General features: G+C 71.5%; 20 protein-coding genes. 4 read left to right on the forward strand and 16 right to left on the reverse strand.

What is annotated here, in order from left to right; genetic code table 11:
* Positions 1–27: 27 nt before the first annotated feature.
* The 6 genes from SSP29_RS50155 to SSP29_RS50180 form a co-directional block, all read right to left on the reverse strand.
* Positions 28–537: an O-acetyl-ADP-ribose deacetylase gene (locus SSP29_RS50155; protein ID WP_089107715.1), complete on the reverse strand. Its 510-nt coding sequence runs from the start codon at positions 535–537 to the stop codon at positions 28–30.
* Positions 534–1,943 carry a phytoene desaturase family protein gene (locus SSP29_RS50160; protein ID WP_089107716.1) on the reverse strand — a complete coding sequence of 470 codons (1,410 nt, stop codon included), beginning with the start codon at positions 1,941–1,943 and terminating at the stop codon, positions 534–536. Before SSP29_RS50160 ends, SSP29_RS50155 begins: the two co-directional genes overlap by 4 nt.
* An 84-nt stretch (positions 1,944–2,027) precedes the next feature.
* Positions 2,028–2,876, reverse strand: coding sequence for an inositol monophosphatase family protein (locus tag SSP29_RS50165; protein ID WP_089107717.1), 849 nt, complete (start codon positions 2,874–2,876; stop codon positions 2,028–2,030).
* Positions 2,877–3,007: 131 nt separating this feature from the next.
* The gene (locus SSP29_RS50170; RefSeq protein WP_089107718.1) at positions 3,008–4,804 is read right to left on the reverse strand and encodes a gamma-glutamyltransferase family protein; all 1,797 of its coding nucleotides are present in this window, start codon (positions 4,802–4,804) and stop codon (positions 3,008–3,010) included.
* A 102-nt stretch (positions 4,805–4,906) separates the two neighbouring features.
* Positions 4,907–6,610 carry an LCP family protein gene (locus SSP29_RS50175; protein ID WP_150136515.1) on the reverse strand — a complete coding sequence of 568 codons (1,704 nt, stop codon included), beginning with the start codon at positions 6,608–6,610 and terminating at the stop codon, positions 4,907–4,909.
* 227 nt (positions 6,611–6,837) lie between these two features.
* Positions 6,838–7,200 (reverse strand): ArsR/SmtB family transcription factor, encoded by a 363-nt coding sequence (locus tag SSP29_RS50180; RefSeq protein ID WP_089107719.1) that lies wholly within the window; start codon positions 7,198–7,200, stop codon positions 6,838–6,840.
* A gap of 258 nt (positions 7,201–7,458) precedes the next feature.
* Between SSP29_RS50180 and SSP29_RS50185 the strand changes: the two genes are divergently transcribed.
* Together SSP29_RS50185 and SSP29_RS50190 are read left to right on the forward strand one after the other, a co-directional pair.
* Positions 7,459–7,728, forward strand: a complete 270-nt coding sequence (locus SSP29_RS50185; protein ID WP_089107720.1) for a GlsB/YeaQ/YmgE family stress response membrane protein — start codon at positions 7,459–7,461, stop codon at positions 7,726–7,728.
* Positions 7,729–7,988: 260 nt separating this feature from the next.
* Entirely contained in the window at positions 7,989–8,672 is a 684-nt protein-coding gene (locus SSP29_RS50190; protein WP_089107744.1) for a hypothetical protein, read from the forward strand.
* Positions 8,673–8,707: 35 nt separating this feature from the next.
* Here the strand turns inward: SSP29_RS50190 and SSP29_RS50195 are convergent, their stop codons facing one another.
* The 9 genes from SSP29_RS50195 to SSP29_RS50235 all read right to left on the reverse strand — a co-directional run bounded on the left by SSP29_RS50195 (position 8,708) and on the right by SSP29_RS50235 (position 19,937).
* Positions 8,708–10,228, reverse strand: coding sequence for an NCS1 family nucleobase:cation symporter-1 (locus tag SSP29_RS50195; protein WP_089107721.1), 1,521 nt, complete (start codon positions 10,226–10,228; stop codon positions 8,708–8,710).
* A 134-nt stretch (positions 10,229–10,362) separates the two neighbouring features.
* Positions 10,363–11,382, reverse strand: coding sequence for a TIGR03842 family LLM class F420-dependent oxidoreductase (locus tag SSP29_RS50200; protein WP_089107722.1), 1,020 nt, complete (start codon positions 11,380–11,382; stop codon positions 10,363–10,365).
* Positions 11,383–11,393: 11 nt separating this feature from the next.
* On the reverse strand, positions 11,394–12,797 hold the full coding sequence (gene hydA / locus SSP29_RS50205) for a dihydropyrimidinase (protein ID WP_089107723.1): 1,404 nt from the start codon (positions 12,795–12,797) through the stop codon (positions 11,394–11,396).
* 93 nt (positions 12,798–12,890) lie between these two features.
* Positions 12,891–13,733, reverse strand: a complete 843-nt coding sequence (locus tag SSP29_RS50210) for a nitrilase-related carbon-nitrogen hydrolase (protein WP_089107724.1) — start codon at positions 13,731–13,733, stop codon at positions 12,891–12,893.
* 170 nt (positions 13,734–13,903) lie between these two features.
* The gene (locus tag SSP29_RS50215; RefSeq protein ID WP_089107725.1) at positions 13,904–15,484 is read right to left on the reverse strand and encodes a PucR family transcriptional regulator; all 1,581 of its coding nucleotides are present in this window, start codon (positions 15,482–15,484) and stop codon (positions 13,904–13,906) included.
* Between the two features lie 219 nt (positions 15,485–15,703).
* Positions 15,704–16,987, reverse strand: a complete 1,284-nt coding sequence (locus SSP29_RS50220) for an aspartate aminotransferase family protein (RefSeq protein WP_089107726.1) — start codon at positions 16,985–16,987, stop codon at positions 15,704–15,706.
* A complete protein-coding gene (locus SSP29_RS50225; RefSeq protein ID WP_089107727.1) occupies positions 16,984–17,826 on the reverse strand; it encodes a nitrilase-related carbon-nitrogen hydrolase in 843 nt (280 codons plus the stop codon). The genes SSP29_RS50220 and SSP29_RS50225 overlap by 4 nt, the downstream gene beginning before the upstream one ends.
* A 257-nt stretch (positions 17,827–18,083) precedes the next feature.
* A complete protein-coding gene (locus tag SSP29_RS50230) occupies positions 18,084–19,559 on the reverse strand; it encodes a hypothetical protein (RefSeq protein WP_089107728.1) in 1,476 nt (491 codons plus the stop codon).
* A gap of 126 nt (positions 19,560–19,685) precedes the next feature.
* Positions 19,686–19,937, reverse strand: coding sequence for a helix-turn-helix domain-containing protein (locus SSP29_RS50235; RefSeq protein WP_089107729.1), 252 nt, complete (start codon positions 19,935–19,937; stop codon positions 19,686–19,688).
* Positions 19,938–19,994: 57 nt separating this feature from the next.
* On the opposite strand from SSP29_RS50235, the gene map reads away from it, so the two are divergent.
* Together map and SSP29_RS50245 are read left to right on the forward strand one after the other, a co-directional pair.
* A complete protein-coding gene (gene map, locus SSP29_RS50240; protein WP_089107730.1) occupies positions 19,995–20,774 on the forward strand; it encodes a type I methionyl aminopeptidase in 780 nt (259 codons plus the stop codon).
* 586 nt (positions 20,775–21,360) lie between these two features.
* A complete protein-coding gene (locus SSP29_RS50245) occupies positions 21,361–23,895 on the forward strand; it encodes an ATP-dependent Clp protease ATP-binding subunit (protein ID WP_089107731.1) in 2,535 nt (844 codons plus the stop codon).
* Between the two features lie 85 nt (positions 23,896–23,980).
* On the opposite strand, the gene ggt is transcribed toward SSP29_RS50245, so the two are convergent.
* Complete coding sequence (gene ggt / locus SSP29_RS50250) at positions 23,981–25,774, reverse strand: gamma-glutamyltransferase (protein ID WP_174856078.1); 1,794 nt, start codon at positions 25,772–25,774, stop codon at positions 23,981–23,983.
* Positions 25,775–25,788 lie beyond the last annotated feature (14 nt).

Raw genomic sequence — 25,788 nt, forward strand, 5'->3', positions numbered from 1 at the left:
GACGGCACCCCGTGCCGTGCCGTGCTGTCAGGGCAGCTGCCGGGCGAACGCCTCGTAGGCACGCTCGTCGAAGAGCACGAACCGCACCTCCTCGACGGCCGTGTCCGCGTCCCGGACGGTCTCGACGGCGATCCGGGCGCCGTCGTCCATCGGCCAGCCGTAGATCCCGGTGGAGATGGCGGGGAACGCCACCGTGCGGGCGCCGAGTTCGTCGGCGCGCTTGAGGGACTCGCGGTAGCAGGAGGCGAGCAGCTCGGAGCGGTCCAGGCTCGGGGAGTGGACGGGGCCGACGGTGTGGATGACCCACTGGGCGTCGAGGTCGCCGGCCGTGGTGGCGACGGCCTGTCCGGTGGGCAGGCCCTTGCCGTAGTGGGAGGCGCGCAGCTTGCGGCAGTCCGCGAGGATGGCGGGGCCGCCGCGGCGGTGGATGGCGCCGTCGACGCCTCCGCCGCCGAGCAGGGAGGAGTTGGCCGCGTTGACGATGGCGTCGACGCTCTGCCGGGTGATGTCGCCCTGGACGAGGGTGATACGGGTCATGACTGTCGCAACCTCCTCCACACGGCCTTCGCCGCGTTGTGCCCCGACATGCCGTGCACGCCCGGTCCCGGCGGGGTGGCGGACGAGCAGATGAAGACGGCCGGGTGCGGGGTGCCGTACGGGAACAGGGACAGCTTGGGGCGCAGCATGATCTGCAGGCCGGAGACGGCTCCGGTGCCGATGTCGCCGCCGACGTAGTTGGCGTTGCGGGCGGCGAGTTCGGCGGGGCCGGCGGTGGCGCGGGCCAGCACGCGGTCGCGGAACCCCGGGGCGAAGCGCTCCAGTTGACGCTCCATCACCTCGGTGAGGTCGCCGGTCCAGCCGCTGGGCACATGGGCGTAGGCCCAGAACACCTGCTTGCCGTCAGGGGCTCGGCTCGGGTCCACGACACTCGGCTGCACCGTGATCATGAACGGCCGGTCGGGGGCGCGGCCCTCGCGGGAGGCGGCGCGCAGGGCGGTGCCGATCTCCGCGCTGTCCGCGCCGATCTGCACGGTCCCGGCGCGGCGGGCCTCCGGCGCCGTCCAGGGGACCGGCCCGTCCAGCGCGTAGTCGATCTTGAAGACGCCCGGGCCGTAGCGGTAGCCCTGGTAGTAGGTGCCGAAGCCGGCGATGCGGGCCAGGGCGGTGGGCGAGGTGTCGAAGATGTACGACCGCGCGGGCGGCAGGTCGTCGAGGCGCTTGACCTCGTAGTCGGTGTGGATCGCGCCGCCGAGATCCGTGAGATACGCGGCGAGGGCGTCGGAGATGGCCTGGGAGCCGCCCCGCGCCACCGGCCAGCCGCGGGCGTGCGCGGCGAGCGCGAAGACCAGGCCGACGGCGCCGGTGGCGAAGCCGCTGAGCGGGGCCATGACGTGGGCGACGAGTCCGGCGAAGAGGGTGCGGGCCCGCTCGTCGTGGAAGCGGCGCAGCAGCAGGGTGGCGGGCGGCAGTCCGGCCAGGCCGAACCGGGCGAGGGTGACCGGGTCGCGTGGCAGCGCGGTCAGCGGCAGGGACATGAAGTCCCGGACCAGGGTGTCCCACTTGGGCAGGAACGGCTCCACCAGCCTGCGGTAGGTGCCCGCGTCACGCGGTCCGAAGGAGGCCGCGGTCTCGGCGACGGAACGGGCCAGCACGGCCGCGCGGCCGTCGGGGAACGGGTGCGCCATCGGCAGGTCCGCGTGCAGCCACTCCAGGCCGTACCGCTCCAGGGGCAGGGCGCGGAACGCCGGCGAGTTGATGCCGAGCGGGTGGGCCGCGGAGCACGGGTCGTGCCGGAAGCCGGGGAGTGTGAGCTCCTCGGTGCGGGCGCCGCCGCCCACGGTGTCCCGTGCCTCGAAGAGCGCCACGGAGAAGCCGCGCCGGGCCAGCTCCACGGCGGCCGTCAGGCCGTTCGGCCCCGCCCCCACCACGACCGCATCGAGCATCGACGGCACCTTCGGACCCCTTCGTCAGCCGATGGCCACTCGGGTTCAGGATATGCCGGGGGACTGACACTCCCCTCGCTCGGGTTACCAGTGCGGGTTCAGCAGCAGGTCCACGATCCGGTGGGCGGTGGCGGCGTCCCGGGCCGCGGTGAACGGCAGGACGTTGTCACCCGTGATCCGGAACGGCTCGCCGGCCAGTGTGAGGTGGACGCCGCCCGCCTCCTCGACCAGCAGCAGCCCGGCCGCGTGGTCCCACGCAGCCTCCCAACTGAACGCGACGCCGTCCAACTCGCCCCGGGCGACGGCGAGATACTCCAGGCCCGCCGAACCGCAGGCACGCGGGGCGACGCCGTCGGTCCACAGCGGGAACAGCGCGCGCTTTTGCGCGTCGGTCGTGTAGTCCGGGTGGGAGGTGGCTATGCGGAGGTCACGGCCCGCCTCGGGGGCACCGGCGAGCAGCCGCTCGCCGTCGAGGAAGGCGCCCTTCCCCCTTGCCGCGGTGGCGAGTTGCTCGCGGGCCGGGGCGTAGGTCCAGGAGGCGAGCAGGACGCCCCGGTGGGCGAGCGCCACCAGCGTGCAGAAGCCGTCCTCGCCGCGCACGAACTGGCGGGTGCCGTCGACCGGGTCGACGATCCACACCGGCGCGTCGCCCTGGAGCGCGTCGTACGTCTCCGGGTCGGCGTGCACCGCCTCCTCGCCGACCACGACGGAGCCGGGCAGGAGGGCCCCGAGCTCCGCGGTGAGGTACCGCTCGGCGAGCCGGTCGGCGTCCGTCACCAGGTCGTGCGGGCCGCTCTTCTGGTCGACCTCGTGGTCGGCGAGCCGGCGCCAGCGGGGCAGGATCTCGGTCCGGGCGGCCTTGCGGACGGCGTCCTCGACGTCACCGGCGTGCTGGAGGAGAAACTCGTCGATGGTCTCCGTTGCTTCGATCATGCCTCCATGAGAGCACGCGCCGCTGACAATAATCCCCACGGGTTGGATGTACGGCGCATGGAATGCGGACGAACAGGCGGTGCCGGCGCTCAGCGGGCCCTCGACGGACGTCGCAGGTCAGCGCGTCGGCGTCAGCGTCCCACCGCGTAGCCCTGCATCCCGCGCGGGTTGGCCGCCGCCGACAGCACCCCCGTCTCCGGGTCCCGCGCCACCGCGCACAGCCGCCCCTCCGACCAGCCCGGCCCGACCGTCACGTCGTGGCCGCGCCGCCGCAGCTCCGCCACGGTCTCCGGGTCCGTGCGCGACTCGACGGTCAGGCTGCCGGGGCGGCGGCCGCGCGGGTGGAAGGAGCTGGGGAAGCTGTCGTTGTGCCAGTTCGGGGCGTCGATCGCGCCCTGGAGGTCGAGGCCGCCGCGGACCTCGCCGCGCAGCGCGACGGCCAGGAAGAAGTGCAGCTGCCACTGGTCCTGCTGGTCGCCGCCGGGCGTGCCGAAGGCCAGCACCGGGACGCCGTCGCGCAGGGCGATCGACGGGGTGAGGGTGGTGCGGGGGCGCCGCCCGGGCGTGAGGGAGTTGGGCAGGCCCTCCTCCAGCCAGGCCATCTGGAGCCGGGTGCCCAGCGGGAAGCCCAGCTCGGGGACGACGGGGTTGGACTGGAGCCAGCCGCCGCTGGGCGTGGCCGCGACCATGTTGCCCCAGCGGTCGACGACGTCCAGGTGGCAGGTGTCGCCCCGGGTGCCGCCGTCGGCGGCGACCTGTGCGACGGTCGGCTCACCGGCGCCCAGCGGGTCGAAGGCGGCGCCCTTGTCGGCCTCCACGCGCGCGTACCCGGGCAGCCGGGGCACGCGTCCGCCGGGGCCGCCCGGCCGCAGCTCGTCGGAGGCCTTGGCGCCGATCAGGTCCCGCCGCCCGGCGTTGTACGTCTGCGAGAGCAGGTCCGCCAGCGGCACCTCGGCCGCGTCCCCGTACCAGGCCTCGCGATCGGCCATGGCGAGCTTGCAGCCCTCGACCAGGAGGTGGACGTAGTCGGCCGACCCGTAGGCGGGCAGTTCGGGCGGCAGCAGGGCGAGCTGCTGGAGGAGAGCCGGGCCCTGGCTCCAGGGGCCCGCCTTGCACACGGTCCAGCCGTTCCAGTCGTACGACACCGGGCTCTCGTAGCTCGCGGACCAGGCGGCCAGGTCGGCGGCGGTCAGGGTGCCGGTGTGCCGGGTGCCGCTGGTGTCCAGGGTGGGGCGGGCGGCCTGCCGTACCAGCGCCTCGGCGATGAAGCCGGTGCGCCACACCTCGCGGGCCGCGTCGATGCGGGCCTCCCGGTCCCCGGCGCCCGCGGTCTCGGCGAGCAGCCGTTTCCAGGTGGCGGCGAGGGCGGGGTTGCGGAAGAGCTCGCCGGGGCGGGGTGCCCGGCCGCCGGGCAGGTAGAGCTCGGCCGAGGAGGTCCACTCGGTCTCGAACAGCTTGCGGACGCTCTCCACCGTCGCGCCCACGTTCTCCACGGGCGGGTGCCCGTGCTCGGCGTAGCCGATGGCGTACGCCAGGATCTCGTCCAGCGGCTTGGTGCCGTGGTCGCGCAGCAGGAGCAGCCAGGCGTCGAAGGCACCGGGGACGGCCGCGGCCAGCGGTCCGGTGCCGGGGACGAGGTCCAGGCCGAGCCCCCGGTAGTGGGCGACAGTGGCGCCGGCCGGGGCCACACCCTGTCCGCACAGCACCCGCACCTCGCCGCCGGCCGGGGCGAGCAGGATCGGCACCTCGCCGGCCGGCCCGTTGAGGTGCGGCTCGACCACGTGCAGGACGAAGGCGCCGGCGACGGCCGCGTCGTACGCGTTGCCGCCGTTCTCCAGGACGGCCATCGCCGACTGGGAGGCCAGCCAGTGCGTGGACGACACCATGCCGAAGGTGCCCTGGAGGGTGGGACGGGTGGTGAACTGCATCTGTCACCTCGCTGTGCGCACGGCCGGGCCAGGTGTCTGGCGGTTACATGCTTTCACGGCCGTGGCGAGGCGAACCCCGTCCCGGGGCTCGCCTCCGCCCCGTCACTTGTCCGAGTCGGGCTTGCTGGTCGCCGCCGCGTACGCCTGGGCCGGTGTCATCGCGATCCCGTTGAGGCTGACCGTCTTGTACTGGCTGACCTTGGCGCAGGTCTTGGAGTCGCTGGCGGTCGAGGCGTTGGCGTTGGCGACGGCCGCCTTGGTGTCGCCGGCGCTCGCCGGGAAGGAGGTGCCGGTCGACCAGTCGCTGCCGATCACCAGGGTGACGCCGGTGCCGCTGCCCGACTTGAGGTGCGAGCTGGGCAGGTCCAGGGCCTTGGCGACGGTCTGCGCCTCGGCCTTGTCGCCGCTGCCGTAGGTCAGGGTGGTCGTGGTCGCGGAGTTCGGGGCGTTGGCCGTGCTCGTGCCGGTGCTGAAGCCCTGCGAGATCAGGGAGTTCGCGATGGCGGAGGCGCGGCCCGTGATGTCGGTGCCGTTCTCGACGGTCACGGCGATCTGGGACGCGGGGACGGTCGCGGTGGGCGTCGGCTTCGCGCTCGCGGTCGCCGAGGCCGCCGACGACTTCTTGCCCGAGCTGGTGGTCAGCGACTGGTCGTTGGCCATGGTGGCGAACAGGTCCTTGGCGCCCTCGCCGACCACCACGCGGTTGCTGTTGTTCGGGTCGGGCGCGGTCTGCATGGTGGTGAAGGTCATCCGCTTGGTGGGGACCTTGTTCACGTCGGCCGCGAGCGAGATCAGCTTCTTGACGCTGCCGAGGCCGTCGTCCACGGTGAGCGCCTTGGTGGCCGCGTCCGCCAGGCTGTATACGGCGGTGGGGTCGGTGAGGGTGCCCGCGCTCTTGAACTTGCGGATCATCGCGCTGAGGAAGATGTGCTGGGAGACGGTACGGCCGAGGTCGCTGCCGTCGCCGAAACCGTGCCGGGAGCGGACGAACTCCAGCGCGGCCTCGCCCTTGAGGGTGTGGGTGCCCTTGGACAGCTTCAGGTGCGAGTAGGTGTCGTACACGTTGGAGTTGACGCATACGGAGACACCGCCGACCGCGTCGGACATCTTGACCACGCCGGAGAAGTCCAGCTTGACGAAGTGGTCGATGGGGATGCCGGTGAGCTGGTGGATGGTGTCGACCTGGCAGGCGGGCCCGTACTGGAGGGCGCTGTTGACCTGGCCGTAGTAGCCCGACGTGGAGGTGTTGTTCTCGGTGTCCTTGCAGGCCGGGACGTCGACCATGGTGTCACGCGGGATGCTCATGACCGTGGCGTTGGAGCGGTCGGCGGATATGTGGACGACCATCTCCACGTCCGCGTTGCCGTTGCCGCTCTGTACCCCGGTCTCCTTGCAGCCGCCGCCGAGCTTGCAGTCGGTCGTGCTGGTACGGGCGTCCGAGCCGATCACCAGGATGTTGATCGGGGTCCGGCCGAAGGCGTCGGCCTTCTCGGTGCCGCCCTTGCCGTCGAGGGAGACGCTGTTGATGTTGCCGTTGAGGTGCTGGTAGAACCACCAGCCCGCGCCGGCCGTGACCAGCACCAGGACGGCCGTGACCAGGCCGACGATCTTCAGGACCCGCTTGCCGCGGCCGGCCGGCTTGGCCCGCCGGGACCGGCTGCCGCCGCGGGTCTTGGCCGCTTGCCGGGCGGCGGCACGGCCGCCGGTCGGCCGCGTCCCGTCGGGCAGGGCTCCACGCTGTCCGGGCACCCGGTCGGTGCGGTTGCGCGTGGCCTGGCCTCCCGGGCCGTCCCACGGGTCGGTCATCTTCCACTCCCATGAACGGTCGGGTCCGTCTGCGGGTACGGTCGGGCGTGCGCGGCGGGATACGGGCCGCCGCGAGGTGGGCCCTCTTGGGTTGCGTGATTGCGCAATCTAACAAACCCACAGCCCCGACAGCACAGACCCCACCCGAATTCACAGGTGAGGGATCTCATGAAACCTCCGGGACACACGCACCGTCGGCCCTCGCGCACCGCTGTGTGTCCGCGCGGTCAGACGCCGGCCTCGTACAACCGCCGCACCGGCACCGGGGCCTGGTGGGAGCGTGCGGTCAACTGCCCGACGGTCACCCGCACCACGGTCACGATGTCCGGATCGTCCACGTAGTAGACCTGCCGCCGGCCCTCCCGCCGGGACCGCACCAGACCGGCCAGCTTGAGCTTGGCCAGGTGCTGGCTGACCGCCGGCAGGGCGCCGCCGACCCGGTCGGCAAGGCGCGTGACGTCGCTCTCACCCTGGGAGAGCGCCCACATGATGTGCAGCCGGGCCGGCGAGGCGAGCAGCCCGAACACCGCGGCCGCCTCCGTCAGCACCCCGTCGGAGGGGTCCGTGAAGCCCCCGATGTCCTCCCCCACAGCCCGCTCCCTCCCATCACAGTCGCCGCACAGACGCCCACTCAGTGTAGGCGTGCGGTCACCGCTCCCAACACGGCCTCCCCGCAATGTCCGCCACGTGTTCCCCGCATTGTCATGAGCGGGTGACAGATCATCGACGGCTCGACGTCAGGCGTGGCCGGCGGCCATCGCCGTTCATAAGCTTGCGCAACAACGCAACTCAGCGGAGCGGCACCCGTACCGCGGCACACGCAGCACTCGCACTGGAGGACAACGAACGTGGGCATCATCGGCTGGATCGTCCTGGGTCTCCTCGCCGGAGCCATCGCCAAGGTCCTGCTGCCCGGCCGCGACCCGGGCGGCCTGATCGGCACCACCCTCATCGGCATCGCGGGCGCCTTCGTGGGCGGCTGGCTCTCCTCCCGCTTCCTCGACCGGCCGGTGCAGAACCACTTCTTCGACCTCTACACCTGGGGCGCCGCGATCGCCGGCTCCCTGGTCCTGCTGATCGGCTACCGGCTGCTGTTCGGCAACTCGCGGCGCGCCTGAGACACCGGACCGGCGCGACGGTGACCCCCGTCACCCTCGAAGGCCGGATGCAGTCACGACATTCCGGATGTACAGGGACCGTGGACGCGCGACATTCCGGATGTAGGGGGACGGGCCGCGGCCGATGTCAACAGGGCGCCGCGTCCGGCCCACAGGCAAGGCACGGATTCCACTTCCGCCCCACAGGGACTCGTGTGAAACTGGCGTCCCGTCCGCAGTGCGGACTCCTCCGCACACCGTCCCCCAGCGAGAAGTGCGACTTGCGTTCTCTTCCACTGCCGCTCGCCCTCACCGCGCGCCTCACGCCGGTCGCCGTGCTCGCCTGTGCGGGCTGGGTGATGGCGTCGGGCCCGGACACGACGACGTCCGCCGGCACCTCCGGTGACACCTCGGCCCAGCAGACGGCCGGCCAGTCGGGGAGCGACGCCCCGTCGACGTCCTCGGCGTCGACGGCTGCCACCAAGACGTACTCCGCCGCCCCCGCCCCCTGCGGGAGCATCCCCGTCGCCACCATCAAGTCCCTGGTGCCCGGCGCGAAGACGGCCGGCAAGGAGATCCCCTCCACGGACACCAAGCTGCGCCGCACCTGCTCCTGGAACGCGCTCAAGGGGTACGACTACCGCTGGCTCGACGTCTCCTTCGAGATCATGGACACGGACGCGGCGGCCGCGAAGGAGTACAAGGACCGGGTCGCCGAGAAGAGCGGCGGCGGGGCGGTGCCGGGGCTCGGCGACAGCGGCTACTCGGTCGTGAACCTCACCACCGAGGACAAACAGCAGACCCGCGAGGGCGTGGTGATGGCCCAGGTCTCCAACGCGCTGGTGGTTGTCACCTACAACGGCAGCGACTTCGAGTCCAAGAAGGCGCCCAGCACCGACGTGATCAACAAGGGTGCCATCCAGGCGGCGAAGAGCGCGGTGACCGCGCTGAAGGGCAGCCAGTAGCCGCACTGGCCGCCCTTCGTGCGCACGCCTCCTTCTCACGCCTCCTTGGGCCGCACCAGCTGGGTCAGCCCCAGGTACAGCACCAGGGACGTGCCGAGGCCGACCGCCCAGCCGTAGTCGGCGAGCGAGGACAGCGCCGGGATGGGGCGGCCGTCGATCAGCGGTTTGAAGCTGGCGCCGCCGATCGCGAGAATGCCGCCGACGAGGAAGGCGACGACCGCCCGCCAGTTCCAGCCGCCGTCGTACCAGTAACGGCCGCCCGTGCGGTACAGGTCGGTCAGGTCGAGGCGGGTGCGGCGCAGGATCCAGTAGTCGGCGATGAGGATGCCGGCGACCGTGCCGAGCAGACCGCCGACCAGGCCGAGCCAGGTGAAGATGTAGCCCTGCGGGTCGGAGTAGAGCTTCCACGGGAAGATCAGCACGCCGAGGACGCAGGTGGCCAGGGCGCCGGTGCGGAAACTGATCTTCCGGGGCGCGATGTTGGAGAAGTCGAAGGCGGGCGAGACCAGGTTGGCCGCGATGTTCACGGAGAGCGTCGCGACGAGGACGGTGACCAGGGCGTAGAGCAGGCCGACCACGTTGTCCGTCTTCGCGGCCAGCTGGACCGGGTCCCAGATGGGCTGCCCGTAGACGGCCTGCGAGCCGGAGGTCACCAGGACGGAGAGGAAGGCGAAGAGGGTCATGGTGGTGGGCAGGCCGAGGGCCTGGCCCCAGGTCTGCGCCTTCTGGCTCTTGCCGTACCGGGTGAAGTCGGGGATGTTCAGCGACAGCGTCGACCAGAAGCCGATCATGCCCATCAGGGACGGCCAGAAGATCTTCCAGAAGCCGCCGCCCCAGCCGAGCTTGGAGGGCTGGTCGAAGAGCGGGCCGAGGCCGCCGGCCTTGTTGCTCATCCAGATCAGCATCACGACGGCGCCGACGATCACGAAGGGCGCGGCCCAGTTCTCGAAGCGGCGGATGGTGTCCATGCCCCGGTAGATGATCGCGACCTGGAGCACCCAGAAGAGCGCGAACGACAGCCACATGGTCCAGGCGTAGCCGCCGATGTGCGAGGCGTTCGCCCAGCTGTCGCCGATCAGCTTGCCGGCCAGGAAGTAGATGGCCTCGCCGCCGATCCAGGTCTGGATGCCGAACCAGCCGCAGGCCACCAACGCCCGTACGACGGCGGGGAGGTTGGCGCCGCGCACGCCGAAGGAGGCGCGGGCGAAGACCGGGAAGGGGATGCCGTACTTGGGTCCGGCGTGTCCGGTGAGCAGCATCGGCACGAGGACGATCAGGTTGGCGAGGGCGATGGTGAACACGGCCTGTTTCCAGTCCATGCCGACCGCGATGAGCCCGGAGGCGAGGGTCCAGGAGGCCGTGTTGTGGGCCATGCCGACCCAGAGCGCGGAGAAGTTGTACGTGGTCCAGGTGCGCTTTTCGACGGGGACCGGCAGCAGGTCCTCGTTGGCGTACGGACCGCTCGGCGGCGGGGAGCCCGGGGTGAGCTCGACGCGCCCGTCGGGGAGGGAGACTTGACCGTAGATGGGTATGGCCGAGGGAGCGGTGTCGGTCATGGGCAGGCCAATCGGGGTGAGGTGGGACGGGAAAGGCCGTGCGGGCGGGCGGGGCGGGGGGTACGCGTGTGGGGCGGCGCCCTGACCCCCTTCCCGGGACGGCGGGAAGGGGGAGACCAACTGTCAGGAGCGGGCTAGCCGTTGACGGCCGGGATGACCTTCGTCCCGTACGCGTCGATGGTGGCCTCCTGAGCGTCGTGCATGTCGTAGACGGCGAACTGGTCGACGCCCAGTTCGCGCAGGGCGTTCAGCTTCTCGATGTGCTTGTCCGCCGAGCCGATGACGCAGAAGCGGTCGACGATCTCGTCGGGTACGAACTCGGTGTCGGGGTTGCCGCTGCGACCGTGGTGCGAGTAGTCGTACCCCTGGCGGGCCTTGATGTAGTCGGTGAGTTCGTCGGGTACGGCGGCGGAGTGCTCGCCGTACTTGGCGACCAGGTCGGCGACGTGGTTGCCGACCATGCCGCCGAACCAGCGGCACTGGTCGCGGGCGTGGGCGAGGGCCTCGGGCGAGTCGTCCTCGGTGACGTAGGCGGGGGCGGCGACGCAGATCTTGACCTCGGACGGGTCGCGTCCGGCGGCCGCGGCCGCGTCCTTCACCGCCTTGACCATGTACTCGGTGAGGTAGAGATCGGAGAGCTGCAGGATGAACCCGTCGGCCTCCTCACCGGTCATCTTCAGGGCCTTCGGGCCGTACGCGGCCATCCAGACGGGGAGTTGGGCGCCCGGTTTGACCCAGGGAAACCTGATGACGGTACCGCCGAGGTCGGCCTCGCCGCCGCTGCCGAGGGCGCGGATGACCTTCATGGCCTCGCTGATCCGGGCGAGGGTGTTGGGCTTGCGGCCGGCCACCCGCATCGCGGAGTCGCCGCGGCCGATGCCGCAGACCGTGCGGTTGCCGAACATGTCGTTGAGGGTGGCGAAGGTGGAGGCGGTGACCTCCCAGGTGCGGGTGCCCGGGTTGGTGACCATCGGCCCGACCGTCAACTTGCTGGTGTTGGCGAGAATCTGACTGTAGATCACGAACGGTTCCTGCCAGAGCACGGCCGAGTCGAAGGTCCAGCCGTAGCGGAAGCCGTTGCGTTCGGCCCGTTTCATCAGGCTGATGACTTTGGAAGCGGGCGGGTCGGTCTGCAGGACGAGTCCGAAGTCCATGGGCGCCACTCCTAGTTGAGGTACTGACAGGTGGAGCGCGGGGTGTAGACGCCGTGCCCGGCGTGTCCGGTGTACTCCCGCTCGGTGATGACGGGTTCGCCGCGCGAGAGGACCGTCTCGACCCGGCCGGTCAGGCGCTTGCCCTCGTACGCCGAGTAGTCGACGTTCATGTGGTGGGTCTCGGCGGAGACGACCTGCTCCGCATGGGGGTCGTAGATGACGACGTCCGCGTCGGCACCCGGGGTGATGGTGCCCTTCTTCGGGTACATGCCGAACATCCGGGCCGGGGTGGCGCAGGCGATCTCGATCCAGCGGCGGCGCGAGATGTGCCCGTCGACGACGGCCTGGTGCAGCAGGTCCATCCGGTTCTCGACGCCGGGCAGGCCGTTGGGGATCTTCGAGAAGTCGCCGCGGCCGAGTTCCTTCTGGCCGACGAAGCAGAAGGGGCAGTGGTCGGTGGAGACGACCTGGAGGTCGTTGGTCCTGAGGCCCTGCCAGAGCTTGGCCTGGTGCTCCTTGGGGCGCAGCGGCGTGCTGCACACGTACTTCGAGCCCTCGAAGTCGGGCTCGGCGAGGTTGTCCGTCGACAGGAAGAGGTACTGGGGGCAGGTCTCGCCGAAGACCGGGAGCCCCTCGTCCCTGGCCCGGGCCAGCTCGGCGACCGCCTCCATCGCCGAGACGTGCACGACGTAGAGGGGGGCGCCGGCCACCTGGGCGAGCTTGATGGCCCGGTGGGTGGCCTCGGCTTCGAGGAGCGCCTTGCGGACCTCGCCGTGGTAGCGGGGGTCGGTCTCCCCGCGCGCCAGCGCCTGCTCCACCAGCACGTCGATGGCGATGCCGTTCTCGGCGTGCATCATGATCAGGCCGCCGTTCTCGGCGGAGCGCTGCATGGCGCGCAGGATCTGGCCGTCGTCGGAGTAGAAGACGCCCGGGTAGGCCATGAACTGCTTGAAGGAGGTCACCCCCTCCTCGACCAGCAGGTCCATCTCCTTGAGCGTCTCCTGGTTCACATCGGAGACGATCATGTGGAAGCCGTAGTCGATCGCGCAGTTGCCCTCGGCCTTGGCGTGCCAGGTGTCCAGGCCCTCGCGCAGGCTGTGGCCGACGCTCTGCACGGCGAAGTCGACGATGGTGGTCGTGCCGCCCCAGGCGGCGGCGCGGGTGCCGGTCTCGAAGGTGTCGGAGGCGAAGGTGCCGCCGAACGGCAGCTCCATGTGGGTGTGGGCGTCGACACCGCCCGGGATGACGTACTTGCCGGTGGCGTCGATGGTCCGCTCGGCGGTGAAGGCCTCGGCGGCGGGGGTGCCGGTCGCCGCGAGGGCGGCGATGCGGCCGTCCTCGATCAGGACGTCGGCGTGGATCTCGTCGGACGCGGTGATGACGAGTCCGCCACGGATTACTGTCCGGCCGGTCATGGGGTCCTCTCGTTCGTGGTCACGTGCGGGTCCGACGTGGCTGGTCGCGCAGTTCCCCGCGCCCCTTTGGGGCGCGAGTGGCGCCGTCTGCTTTTACGGAGCCGTCAGCGGGCCGTACGCGTCCGGGCGGCGGTCGCGGAAGAACTGCCAGCGGTCGCGGACCTCGCGGAGCTTGGCCAGGTCCAGGTCGCGGACGACGAGTTCGGTCTCCTTGTCGGAGGCCACCTCGCCGACGAACTGGCCCTCCGGGTCCACGAAGTAGGAGGTCCCGTAGAAGTCGTTGTCGCCCAGGTCCTCCACGCCGACCCGGTTGATCGCGCCGACGAAGTACTCGTTGGCGACGGCCGCCGCCGGCTGCTCCAACTGCCAGAGGTAGCGGGAGAGTCCGCGCGAGGTGGCCGACGGGTTGAAGACGATCTCGGCACCGCCGAGGCCCAACGCCCGCCAGCCTTCCGGGAAGTGGCGGTCGTAGCAGATGTAGACGCCGATCTTGCCGACGGCCGTCTCGAAGATCGGCCAGCCAGCGTTTCCCGGACGGAAGTAGAACTTCTCCCAGAATCCGGGGACCTGGGGGATGTGGTGCTTGCGGTACTTGCCGAGGTACGAGCCGTCGGCGTCGATCACGGCGGCGGTGTTGTAGAGGACGCCGGGCTGCTCCTCCTCGTACACCGGCAGGATCAGGACCAGGCCCAGTTCGCGGGCGAGGGCCTGGAAACGCTGGACGATCGGGCCCTTCGGGACCTGTTCGGCGTACTCGTAGAAGGCCTTGTCCTGGACCTGGCAGAAGTAGGGTCCGTAGAACAGCTCCTGGAAGCACAGGACCTGGGCGCCCTGCGCGGCCGCGTCGCGGGCCGCCTGCTCGTGGACCTGGATCATCGATTCCTTGTCGCCGGTCCAGGCGGTCTGGAAGAGGGCGGCACGAATCACTCGGCTCATCGGGACCTCCGGTCGCTCGGGCGTGTGTCGCTCGATGTGCGAGGAGCCTAGAAAGTCCGAAAGCGGGCTTTGAGTGCCATCGTGTCACGTCTGCGGGCGTCCGGCGTGCCACCGTGTCACGCTGCCGTTGGCCCATGTTTCACCGCCGTTTTCCCAGGTCGTCACAGGTTTCACTGCTGTTGCGCGTCGTGCGCGAGGAGTGCGATGTGCACGGAGGCCGCCTGCTCGAAGTCGTCGAGGTCGACGCCGAGCCGGGTCTGTATCGCCTCCAGGCGGCGGTACAGCGCCGGCCGGGAGACGTGGTGGAGCTGGGCGGTACGGGACTTGTTGCGGCCGGTGGCGAGGTAGGTCCGCAGGACGCCAAGGAGGTCCTGGTCGCTGCCGGTACCGCAGAGCAGTCCGTCCAGCTCGCGCTCGGCGAAGGACTGCACCTGCGGGTCGTCGCGCAGCAGCCGGATCAGGCCGCGCAGGTGGACGTCCTTGAGGCGTACGACGGCCGGGAGGTCGAGGGCGGCGGTGGTGTCGGCGACCGCGTCGGCGACGTGCTGGGCCTCGCGCAGGCCGACGGGCACGTCGTCCCAGACGGTACGGGCGCCCGCGGCGGCGACCACCGCCCGGGGCCCCGCCGACTCGCCGTGCAGCCGGGCGGCGAAGTGCGCGGCGAGGGCGTCGGCGTCCTGGTCGCGGGCGAGGCTGAGGAGCACGGCGGTGGTGCGCTCGGTGAGTTCGGCGACGAGTCCGGGCAGGCCCAGCAGCCGCAGGATCCGCTCCAGCTGGGCCGGTTCGGAGTCCCGTACGACGAGCGGGACGAAGGTCCGCCGGTTGACCGGGAGACCGGCCGCCCGGGCCCTGGGCAGCAGTTGCCGTGCCGGTACGACCCCGGAGACCAGGTCGGTCAGCAGGCTCTGCGCGGACTGCTCCTCCCAGGTGTGGGCGGAGCCGCCGCCGAGCATGCGGTGCAGGACGAGGGCCTCGGCCGCGCGGTCGGCGAGCAGCCGGCCGGTGGCGGTGTCGCCGCGGTAGCCGCAGAGCATGATCTGGCCCCAGCGCTCGCCTCGGCCGCCCAGTTCGGCGCGGGTCCAGCCGTCGCCGGTGCCGCCACCGGCCTGGCGCGCTATGCGCTCCCAGTCGCGCAGCACGTCGTCCACCGCCGAGCGCTCCCCCGCGGTGGCGAGGACCCGGTGCGCGAGGTTGGTGACGACGACCGGGCAGCCGCTGTGCACGGCGACTTCGTCGAGGAGCCGCTGGAGGGGGGCGCCGGCCGTGATGAGGCCGGTGAGGGCGGTGCGGACCGACTCGGAGAGGCTGACGGCGGCGAACTTCCGCCGGACCAGGCGGGACTGGACCTCCTCGGTCAGTTCGGCGAACGGGAAGGGGCGGTGCAGGACCACCAGGGGGAGGCCGCAGCGGTCCGCTGCGCGGCGCATGGCGTCGGGTGGGGAGGGGAAGGCGCGGCCGAGGCCGAGGACCACGGCCGCGGCCTCGGACCGGTGCAGGGACTGGATGTACTCGGCCTGTTTGTGTTCGTCGCCGGCGAGCAGGACGCCGGTGGTGAGGACCATTTCTCCGCCGGTGAGCATGACGCCGACGTCGGGGGCCTCGGCGACGTGCACCCAGCGGACCGGGCGGTCGAGGTGGGCGGCGGCGGCGACCACCTCGGGGTCGCCGGCCAGGACCCGCTCCAGGGCGAGGATCTGGCGGACCGACAGTATGGGGTCTGTGGCGTTCGGGGGATCCCAGGTGGCGGTCATCTTGCGTGGTCCCTTGGTCGGGTTCGGTGCGTTCGGAGACTGCGGGCCGGTGGGGGCTGGTCGCGCCCACGCGGCGGTAGCCGCATATCAAATGCAGTCCCGCGCCCCTCAAGGGGCGTCGTGCAGCCGCCTGCTTTTAGGGGCGCGGGGAACTGCGCGACCAGCCACGACGGCGCCGCAGTCGGCACACGGCGTGCAGCGGCACTTCCCGCGGAGCTCCTAGTAGGCACTCCGCAGCGCCTGTTCCAGGATCGCCGCGCCCTCCTCCGCCTCCGCCACCGTCAAGGACAACGGCGGGGCGATGCGCAACGCGCTGGTGTTGTGGCCGCCGCCCTTGCCGATCAGGAGGCCGCCCTCGCGGGCCGCTTCCAGGACGGCCGAGGCGGACTTGGGGTCGGCCTCGTCCGTGCCGGGCTTGACCAGTTCGACGCCGATCATCAGGCCGCGGCCCCGCACCTCGCGTACGCCGGGCAGCTGGGCGGCGACCGTGCGGAGGCGTTCGATGAGGAGTCCGCCGACGCGGCGGGCGTTGCCCTGGAGGTCGTGTTCCAGGTGGTACGACAGGTTGGCGAGGCCCGCGGCCATGGTGATCTGGGTGCCGCCGAACGTCGAGATGCTGTTGGAGTCGAGGCAGTTCATGATCTCGGAGCGGGCCACCACGCCACCGATGGACATGCCGTTGCCGATGCCCTTGGCGAAGGTGAGGATGTCCGGCGGCCCGCTCTGCCCGTGTGCCTGCCAGCCCCAGAAGTGCTCGCCGGTGCGGCCCCAGCCGGTCTGTACCTCGTCGGCGATCCAGAGGATGCCCTGCTCCTGGAGGACCTTGCGGAAGGCCGCGTACAGCCCGTCGGGCGGGGAGGTGAAGCCGCCGACGCCCTGGATGGGCTCGGCGATCAGCGCGGCCGGGGGGCGGGTGTGGCCGAGGAGGTCGCGCAGGTCGTCCACGCAGGCCGCGATGAACTCCCGGTCGTTGAGCTCGGCGAACGGGCCGCGGGTGCGGACGCCGCCGTGGACGTACAGCGTCTGGAGCGGTGACAGGGAGGTCGGGGACCAGCCCTTGTTGCCGGTGATGCCGACCGCGCTGAAGGAGCGGCCGTGGTAGCTGTTGCGCATCGCCAGGATCGTGTTCGTCCGGCGGTAGGTCGTCGCCAGCAGCAGGGCCGTGTCGTTGGCCTCGGTGCCCGACGTGGTGAAGAAGACCCGGGCGTCCGGGATGCCGCTCAACTGGGCGATGCGCTCGGCGAGTTCGACCATGGGGCGGTTGAGGTAGAGCGTCGAGGAGTGGATGATCCGGCCGGCCTGCTCGCTCACCGCCTTCGTGACCTCGGGGAGCGCGTGCGCGGTCATCGTGGTGAGGATGCCGCCGAAGAAGTCGAGGTAGCGATTGCCCTCCGCGTCCCAGACGTGCCGGCCCTCGCCATGCGTGATTTCGAGGGGCTCGTCGTAGTAGAGGGCCAGCCAGTCGGGCAGGACCTGGCGGTGACGGGCGAAGAGGTCGTTCACGGCTGTACCAGCCCTTCGTAGGCGTCGGGACGGCGGTCGCGGTAGAAGGCCCACTGCTGCCGCACCTCGTCGATCAGATCGAAGTCGAGGTCGCGGACGACGAGTTCCTCGCCCTTGTCGCTCGCGACCTCCCCCACGAACTGCCCACGTGGATCGACGAAATAGCTCGTCCCGTAGAAGTCGTTGTCCCCGTACTCCTCCTGGCCCACCCGGTTGATGGCGGCGACGAAGTACTCGTTGGCGACGGCGGCGGCCGGCTGCTCCAGCTGCCACAGGTAGGCCGACAGGCCGCGCGAGGTGGCCGACGGGTTGTAGACCAACTGGGCGCCGTTGAGGCCGAGTTGCCGCCAGCCCTCCGGGAAGTGGCGGTCGTAGCAGATGTACACGCCGACCTTGCCGACGGCGGTGTCGAAGACCGGCCAGCCGGCGTTCCCGGGCTTGAAGTAGTACTTCTCCCAGAAGCCCTTGACCTGCGGGATGTGGTGCTTGCGGTACTTGCCGAGAACGGTGCCGTCGGCGTCGATCACGGCAGCGGTGTTGTAGTAGAAGCCGGACTGCTCGACCTCGAAGACCGGGACGACGATCACCATGCCGGTCTCGCGGGCGAGTTCCTGCATACGGCGGGTGGTGGGGCCGTCCGGAACCGGCTCGGCCCAGCGGTAGTGCTCGGGTTCCTGGACCTGGCAGAAGTAGGGGGCGTTGAAGACTTCCTGAAATCCGATGATCTTCGCACCTTGGCGGGCCGCCTCGCGGGCGTACACCTCGTGTTTCGCCACCATGGACTCGGTGTCGCCGGTCCAGGTGGCCTGGACCAGAGCGGCGCGTACGACGTTGGCCATGAGCTGCTCCTTCTACGCCCGTAGAGGGTCGAAAGTAAGCCTCCTCGGAGTCCTTGCCAAGACCATCGTCGTTAAGCCGCTGAGTCGATCGCGTTTCTAACCTGGCTGGCGGATGCGGAGGCCGTCCCGGACGCGCCGTTTCAGCTTGGCGCCGTTCCCGACTCAAGGTGCGTGGGGGCCGGTCGCGCAGTTCCTCCCCCAGCCTTCGGCCGGGGGTACCCCCAGCGCCCCTGTCGGGGCGCTTCAGCGCAGGCATGTCACACCGCGAGGCCCGCCACTCGCAGGGCGTGGAGCACATCCCAGTGGCATTGGTCCGAGAACGACTGCGCCGAGCGAAGAAGCAGCGGCACCAGGCGTACCGGATCCGGTTCCGCGCTGTGGGCCGCCTCCTCCGGGGTGCGGACCTGGACGTAGGTGTCCAGCAGGGCCCGGGCCTCGCGGTGGCGGCCCTCCGCGTCCAGGGCGAGGACGGCCTCGCCGATCTCCGTGGCGGGGCGGGCGACGCCCTGGCGCAGGATCTGCCGGCCGTCGTCGGTCCGGCCCGCGGCGGTCAGGGCGTCGGCGGCAGCGACCAGCCGGGCGGGCGGCAGCGAGGCCGCCTCCCACAGCAGCGTGGCCCAGTCGGCGCCGAGCCCGGACCGCTGGAGGGCGTCCGCGAGCAGCGGGAACCGGGCGGCGGTCCAGTGCGCGGCCTCGGCCAGGAGCGCGTGCGCCTCCCCGGTGCGGCCCTCCGCCCGCAGCCGTACGAGCTGCTCCACGGCGGCCGCCACGGCCTGCCCCGCCTCCTCGTCGGGCTGGGCCGCCATCGGCTCCGGCCGCGCCGGCGCCTCGGTGGCCCCGGCGAACCGGGCACCGCGCGGGGTACGGCGGCCGGTGGCGGCCGCGGGCGCGGACACCTCCGGCGTCTGCGGTACGACGGTGGGCACGGCCTCGTCCTCGGCCATGCCGGCGAACCGGGCACTGCCCCGCCGCCGCTTGCGCTGCTTGGCCGGGGCGGGGTCCGAAACCGGGGCAGGCTCGGGGGCGGGGGCGGAGGCCGGCTCGGGAGCCGGGGCCGGGGCCCATGCCGTCGCGCCCTCGTCGGGCGTGCTGCCGCTCAGGCGGCCGGGCACGGAGGGTCCGGCCGTCGCCGAGGTCTCCCCCGCCGGTCCGCCGGCGCGGAACAGCGCCCCGTCGCCCCCGCGCTGTGGCGTCCGCGCGCCCCGCAGGCGTCCGGCGAGTTCGGCCCGGTGCTCCAGCCTGCCGATCCGGGCCCGGAGTTCGGCGCACCGGGCGGTCGCCCGTTCGTGGTCGTCGCGGGCCCAGGCGAGGTCGATGTTCAGGGCCTCGGCCTCCTCGCGGGAGTGCGCGGCGTCGAGGGCGCGGCCGAGCTGGGCCAGCCGTTCGGTGGCGTAGCGCAGTTCGCGGAGCGTGACGTCGAGGCGGTCGCTCAGGTCCTCGCGCGCGCCCGGGCGGGCGTCGTACGCGGCGAGCGCGTCCGCGTGCAGCGGCCGGGCCTGGTCGGCCTCGCGGGCGGCGACGTCGGTGCCGTAGACGTTCGCAAGGTCCTGGAGCAGTGCCTCCACGACGTCCCAGGGCGGCACCTCGCGCCCGCCGAGACAGGCCTGCATACCGTCGGGGTCGCGCTGCCAGAAGACGGCGCACCAGCCGCCGCCCTGGTCCAGGCGCGCCAGCAGGCCGTTCAGGTAGTTCGCGAACTCCCGCACCCGGCCGGGGAGTTGATCCACAGTCATCGCTCGACTCCCGCCAGACCGGAACACTCCGGCTCCGTAGGCAACACCAGTTGTGTTACGGGGTTGCTACGGGGAGTTTTCAGCGGGCGCGCAGAGCCCTCATTGCCCGATCTTGACCGATGCGTGTCATACGACGACCAGGGCGCAGCGTTCCACCAGGTCGTCCATCGACAGGCCGAGCGCGCGGGCCAGCGCGGCGACGGTGAAGAAGGCGGGGGTCGGCGCCCGCCCGGTCTCGATCTTGCGGAGGGTCTCGGCCGAGATGCCCGCCACGGCGGCCACCTCGGTCATGCTCCGGCCGCCGCGCGCCTCGCGCAGCAACCGCCCGAGCCGCTCGCCGCGTTCGCGCTCTTCCGGGGTGAGGGGGGTACGCACCATGCCGTCATTCTAACCCGGTATTCCAACCCGGTCGAGAAAGCCGGTATATTAATTGGCATGGTGGAACTGAAGACAGACACATCGATCGATGCCATGCACGCGGCGGGGCAGGTCGTCGGGCGGGCCCTGACCGCCGTCCGGGAGGCCGCCGGCATCGGCGTCTCCCTCCTCGAACTGGACGAGGTGGCGCGGGAGGTGCTGCGCGAGGCCGGAGCCACCTCCCCCTTCCTCGGCTACCGGCCCTCGTTCGCACCCACCCCGTTCCCCGCCGTCATCTGCGCGTCCGTGAACGACGCGATCGTGCACGGCATCCCGTCCGGCTACCGGCTGCGCGACGGAGACCTGGTCTCCATCGACTGCGGCGCCGAACTGGACGGCTGGGCCGGCGACTCGGCGATCAGCTTCACGGTCGGCAGGCCGCGCACGGCGGACGTGCGGCTGATCGAGACGGCGGAGCGGGCGCTGGCGGCGGGCATCGCGGCGGCGGTGGTCGGCAACCGCACCGGCGACATCGCGCACGCGGTCGGGCGGGTGTGCCGGGAGGCCGGCTACGGCATCCCGCAGGGCTTCGGCGGGCACGGCATCGGCCGCCGTATGCACGAGGACCCGGAGGTGCCGAACGAGGGCCGCCCCGGGCGCGGCTTCCCGCTCCGGCACGGCATGGCCCTCGCGATCGAACCCATGCTGATCGGCAGCGGCCGGGACGGCTACCACGAGGCTCCCGACGGCTGGACCCTGCGCACGAACGACGGCTCCCGGGCCGCCCACGTGGAGCACTCGGTGGCGATCACGGAGGCGGGACCGCGGGTTCTCACGGCCAGGAATTCAAAGAACTGACACAGGTTTTTCCTGAGCATTTCTTATCGCAATATGCGGGCCGGTGCCGCACAAATGAATTCTCCAGAACGCTGAACGACGACGACGGACCCCCCGTACACATATCCGTGACGGGCGGAGAAACAGCCGCCCAATCAGCTAAGGAGTTCTCATGGAAAACGTGCGCATGCGAGTTCCGTTCCCCCGGCCCACGCGACGGCAGCCGGTGCCTCCGCCGCCTCCGCCCCAGGGTCGGCGGCGGCCCCGGCCGAATACCAACGGCCGCTGATCACATGACATAACGCGGCACGGGAGCACCGGCCGGATTCCGGGTCCGGCCGGTGCGACACAGGAAAGACGCCAATTACCGCGGTATCGCGCTCCGCGCGGCTCCGGTGATGAATTCTTTCCGGCGGGTCGGGCGGCTGTAGTGCGCGACATACGCAGCCGCCCGTCGGCCCGTCGCGGCACGGCTGGACGTGCCCCCCTCCGGCGGGCGTGCGAAGGTGGTGTGACCGGGCCCTGCAGGGGCACCCGCGTGGACCGGCACGTCGACCAGCGAGCGCGTCCCTCAAGGCGCCGGGACGCCGGAACGGAACGAACGCTCATGAACAGCGGCTACCCCGGACCGGGCGACTACGGACAGGATCCCTTCGGGGAGTTCCTCTCACGCTTCTTCGGCGGCGGAGCCCGCCAGGGACCCCGGCAGATCGACATCGGCAGGCTCCTGAGCCAGCCGGCCAGGGAACTGGTCAAGGGCGCCGCCCAGTACGCCGCCGAACACGGCAGCCGGGACCTCGACACCGAGCATCTGCTGCGCGCGGCACTCACGGCGGAGCCCACCCGCTCCCTGCTGAGCAGGTCCGGCGCCGATCCCGACTCGCTGGCGACGGAGATCGACGGTCGCGCGGGCCCGATCCAGCACCCGCCCGGCGAGGCGCCCCCGCCGACCTCGCTGTCCCTCACCCCGGCCGTGAAGCGGGCCCTGCTGGACGCACACGACCTGGCCCGGGCCGGCGGAGCCGGCTACATCGGCCCCGAACACGTCCTGGGCGCCCTCGCCGCCAACCCCGACTCGGCCGCCGGCCACATCCTGAACGCCGCCCGGTACGCCGCCGCCGGCCTGCCGGCGGACGCCACGGAGACCGACCGCTCGCACGCCGGGCCGGACACCCGGCGCCGGACCAGCAGCACGCCGACCCTCGACAAGTACGGCCGCGATCTGACCGAGCTGGCCGGGGAGGGCCGGATCGACCCGGTCATCGGCCGGGACGACGAGATCGAGCAGACGATCGAGGTGCTCTCCCGGCGCGGCAAGAACAACCCGGTGCTGATCGGTGACGCCGGTGTCGGCAAGACGGCGATCGTGGAGGGCCTGGCCCAGCGGATCACCGACGCAGACGTGCCGGACGGGCTCGCCTGCCGCCGGGTGATCGCCCTCGACCTGCCGGCCGTGGTCGCGGGCACCCGCTTCCGGGGCGACTTCGAGGAGCGGCTCAACAACATCGTGGGCGAGATCCGCTCGCACTCCGACCAGCTGATCGTCTTCATCGACGAGCTGCACACCGTGGTCGGCGCCGGGGGCGGCGGCGAGGGCGGCGCGATGGACGCGGCCAACATCCTCAAGCCCGCGCTGGCCCGGGGCGAGCTGCACATCGTGGGCGCGACCACCCTTGAGGAGTTCCGCAAGATCGAGAAGGACGCGGCGCTGGCCCGCCGCTTCCAGCCGATCCTGGTGCCCGAGCCGACGGTCCCGGACACCATCGAGATCCTGCGCGGCCTGCGCGACCGCTACGAGGCCCACCACCAGGTCCGGTACACCGACGAGGCGCTGGTCGCCGCCGTGGAGCTCTCGGACCGCTATCTCACCGACCGCAGGCTGCCGGACAAGGCGATCGACCTGATCGACCAGGCCGGCGCCCGGGTCCGCCTGGGCGCCCGCACCAAGGGCAGCGACGTACGGACCATGGAGCGCGAGATCGAGCAGCTCACCCGGGACAAGGACCAGGCGGTCGCCGACGAGCAGTACGAACGTGCCACCCAGATCCGGGACCGCGTCGGCGAGTTGAAGACCCGCATCACCGAACTCTCCGGCGAGGACGAGGCGGACGAGGGGCTGAACCTGGAGGTGACGGCCGAGGCGATCGCCGAGGTGGTCTCCCGGCTGACCGGCATCCCGGTCAGCAGCCTCACCCAGGAGGAGAAGGAGCGGCTGCTGGGCCTGGAGGCGCATCTGCACCAGCGGGTCATCGGCCAGGACGAGGCGGTGGCCGCCGTCTCCGAGGCGGTCATGCGCTCCCGCGCCGGTCTCGCCAGCCCCCAGCGCCCGATCGGCAGTTTCCTCTTCCTCGGCCCGACCGGCGTCGGCAAGACCGAACTGGCCCGCGCGCTCGCCGAGGTGCTGTTCGGCAGCGAGGAGCGGATGGTCCGCCTGGACATGAGCGAGTACCAGGAGCGCCACACCGTCTCCCGCCTGGTGGGCGCCCCGCCCGGCTACGTCGGCCACGAGGAGGCGGGCCAGCTCACCGAGGTCGTCCGCCGCCACCCGTACTCCCTCCTCCTCCTGGACGAGGTGGAGAAGGCCCATCCCGACGTCTTCAACATCCTGCTCCAGGTCCTGGACGACGGGCGCCTGACCGACTCCCAGGGCCGCACGGTGGACTTCACCAACACGGTCATCGTGATGACGAGCAACCTGGGCTCGGACGTGATCACCAGGGGCGGCGGCGGCATCGGCTTCGGCCCCGGAGGCGAGGAGGCGTCGGAGGAGGCCCGCCGCGAACGGGTCCTGCGCCCGCTCCGGGACCACTTCCGCCCGGAGTTCCTCAACCGCATCGACGAGATCGTCGTCTTCCGCCAGCTCACCGGCGAACAGCTGCGCCAGATCACCGAACTCCTGCTGGAACACACCCGCCGCATGCTGCACGCCCAGGGCATCACGGCCGACTTCACGGACGCGGCGGTCAACTGGCTGGCGGAACACGGCTACCAGCCGGAGTACGGCGCGCGACCGCTACGGCGGACCATCCAGCGGGAAGTCGACAACCAGCTGTCGAGACTGCTGCTGGACGGCACGGTCGCAGAAGGCAGCAACGTAACGATGGATGTGAGGGACGGCCACTTGGAGTTCCGGACCAGCTAGGCGCCCCGACAGGGGCGCGGGGCTGTATCGATGTGCGGCTCCGCCGCGTGGGGGCGACCAGCCCCCACGCACCCGCACCCGGCGTCTAAGGCGCAGGATCCACCACCTGAGCCGACCCTCCACCCCGCCGCACCGTCTCCGCCGCCGCCAGCCACTTCCCACCCGGCAGCCGCTGCACCCCGGTAGCCGCCCCGATCTCGGGATTCAACGAGAACGAGTGCCCGATGGCCTCCAACTTCCCCCGCAGATCGGCGTCGTTGTACAGCGCCGGCTCCAACTCGGTCTTCGCCGCGTTCCGCTGCGACGCCCGGGGCGCGGCGATCGCGTCCACCAGCGGCAGATGCCGGTCCAGGAACTCGGTCAGCACCTGGAGCACGGTGGTGATGATGGTCGCGCCACCGGGCGAACCCACCGCCACCACCGGCCTGTTGGCCTTGTCCAGCACGATCGTCGGCGAGATCGAGGACCGCGGCCGCTTCCCGGGCCCGGGCAGGTTCGGGTCGTGCACCGCGGGGTTCGCCGGGGTGAACGAGAAGTCGGTCAGCTCGTTGTTGAGCAGGAACCCGCGCCCCGGCACGGTGATCGCGCTGCCGCCGGTCTGCTCGATGGTCAGCGTGTAGGAGACGACGTTCCCCCACTTGTCGGCGACCGTGAGGTGCGTCGTGTTCTCCCCCTCGTACGTGGTCGGCGCCGCCGTGCCCGTCGACCCGGGGTTGTTCGGGTCGCCCGGCGCGACCGGGCTGGTCAGCACCGCGTCGTCACTGATCAGCTTCGCCCGCTCGTCGGCGTACCGCTGCGACAGCAGCCCCTTCGTGGGCACGTCCTCGAACGCGGGGTCGCCGACCCAGCGCCCCCGGTCGGCGAACGAGATCCGGCTCGCCTCGATGTAGTGGTGCAGGTACTGCACCTCGCTCGCCTGGGAGAGGTCGGTGTTCTCAAGGATGTTGAGGGCCTCCCCGACCGTCGTCCCGCCGGACGACGACGGCGCGATGGAGTACACCTTCAGCCCGCGGTACCCGGTCTCGGTGGGCGCCTGCAACTTGGCCCGGTAGGCGGCCAGATCCTTCGCGGACAGCTTGCCCGCCCGCGCCTTCCACCCCGAAGCGGGGTCCACCGGCGGGTTGTTCACCGTCGACACGATGTCCTTGCCGAGGTCGCCCTGGTAGATGTCCGCGACCCCCTTCTTCCCCAGCTCCTTGTAAGTCCGGGCCAGTTCGGGGTTCTTGAAGGTGGAGCCCACCACCGGCAGCTGGCCGCCCGGCAGGAACAGCTTCGCCGTGTCGGGGAAGTACCGGAACCGGGTCTCGTTCGCGGCGGTCTGCGTCCGGAAGGTGTCGTCGACGACGAACCCGTTGCGGGCGATCCGCTCGGCCGGTTTCAGCACCGTACCGAGCCGCTCCGTACCCCACTGGCCGAGCGCCGTCTGCCAGGTGGCCGGCGTCCCCGGGGTGCCGACACTCAGTCCGCTGCTCACGGCGTCCGCGAAGGCCAGCGGCCGGCCGTTCTCCACGAACAGGTTGGAGTCAGCGGTCAGCGGCGCGGTCTCGCGGCCGTCGATCGTGTGCACGGTACGGGACTTGGCGTCGTAGTAGACGAAGTAGCCGCCGCCTCCGATGCCGGAGGAGTAGGGCTCGGTGACGCCGAGCGCGGCGGCGGTCGCGACGGCCGCGTCGACCGCGTTGCCGCCCTTGCGGAGCACCTCGATGCCGGCGGCGGTGGCATCCGCGTCGACGCTGGCCACCGCACCTCCGTAGCCGACGGCCACCGGGGTTTTCGCGGCGGTGGTACCACCGGAGGCGGGCGGCGCTGCCGCCCCCACCGACACCACGGCGGCCGAGACCGCCAGGACCGCCAGTTTCCGCGCGACAGGACGACGCATCCGCACCTCCAGTT

The organism is Streptomyces hyaluromycini (assembly GCF_002217755.1).
Taxonomy (GTDB): domain Bacteria; phylum Actinomycetota; class Actinomycetes; order Streptomycetales; family Streptomycetaceae; genus Streptomyces; species Streptomyces hyaluromycini.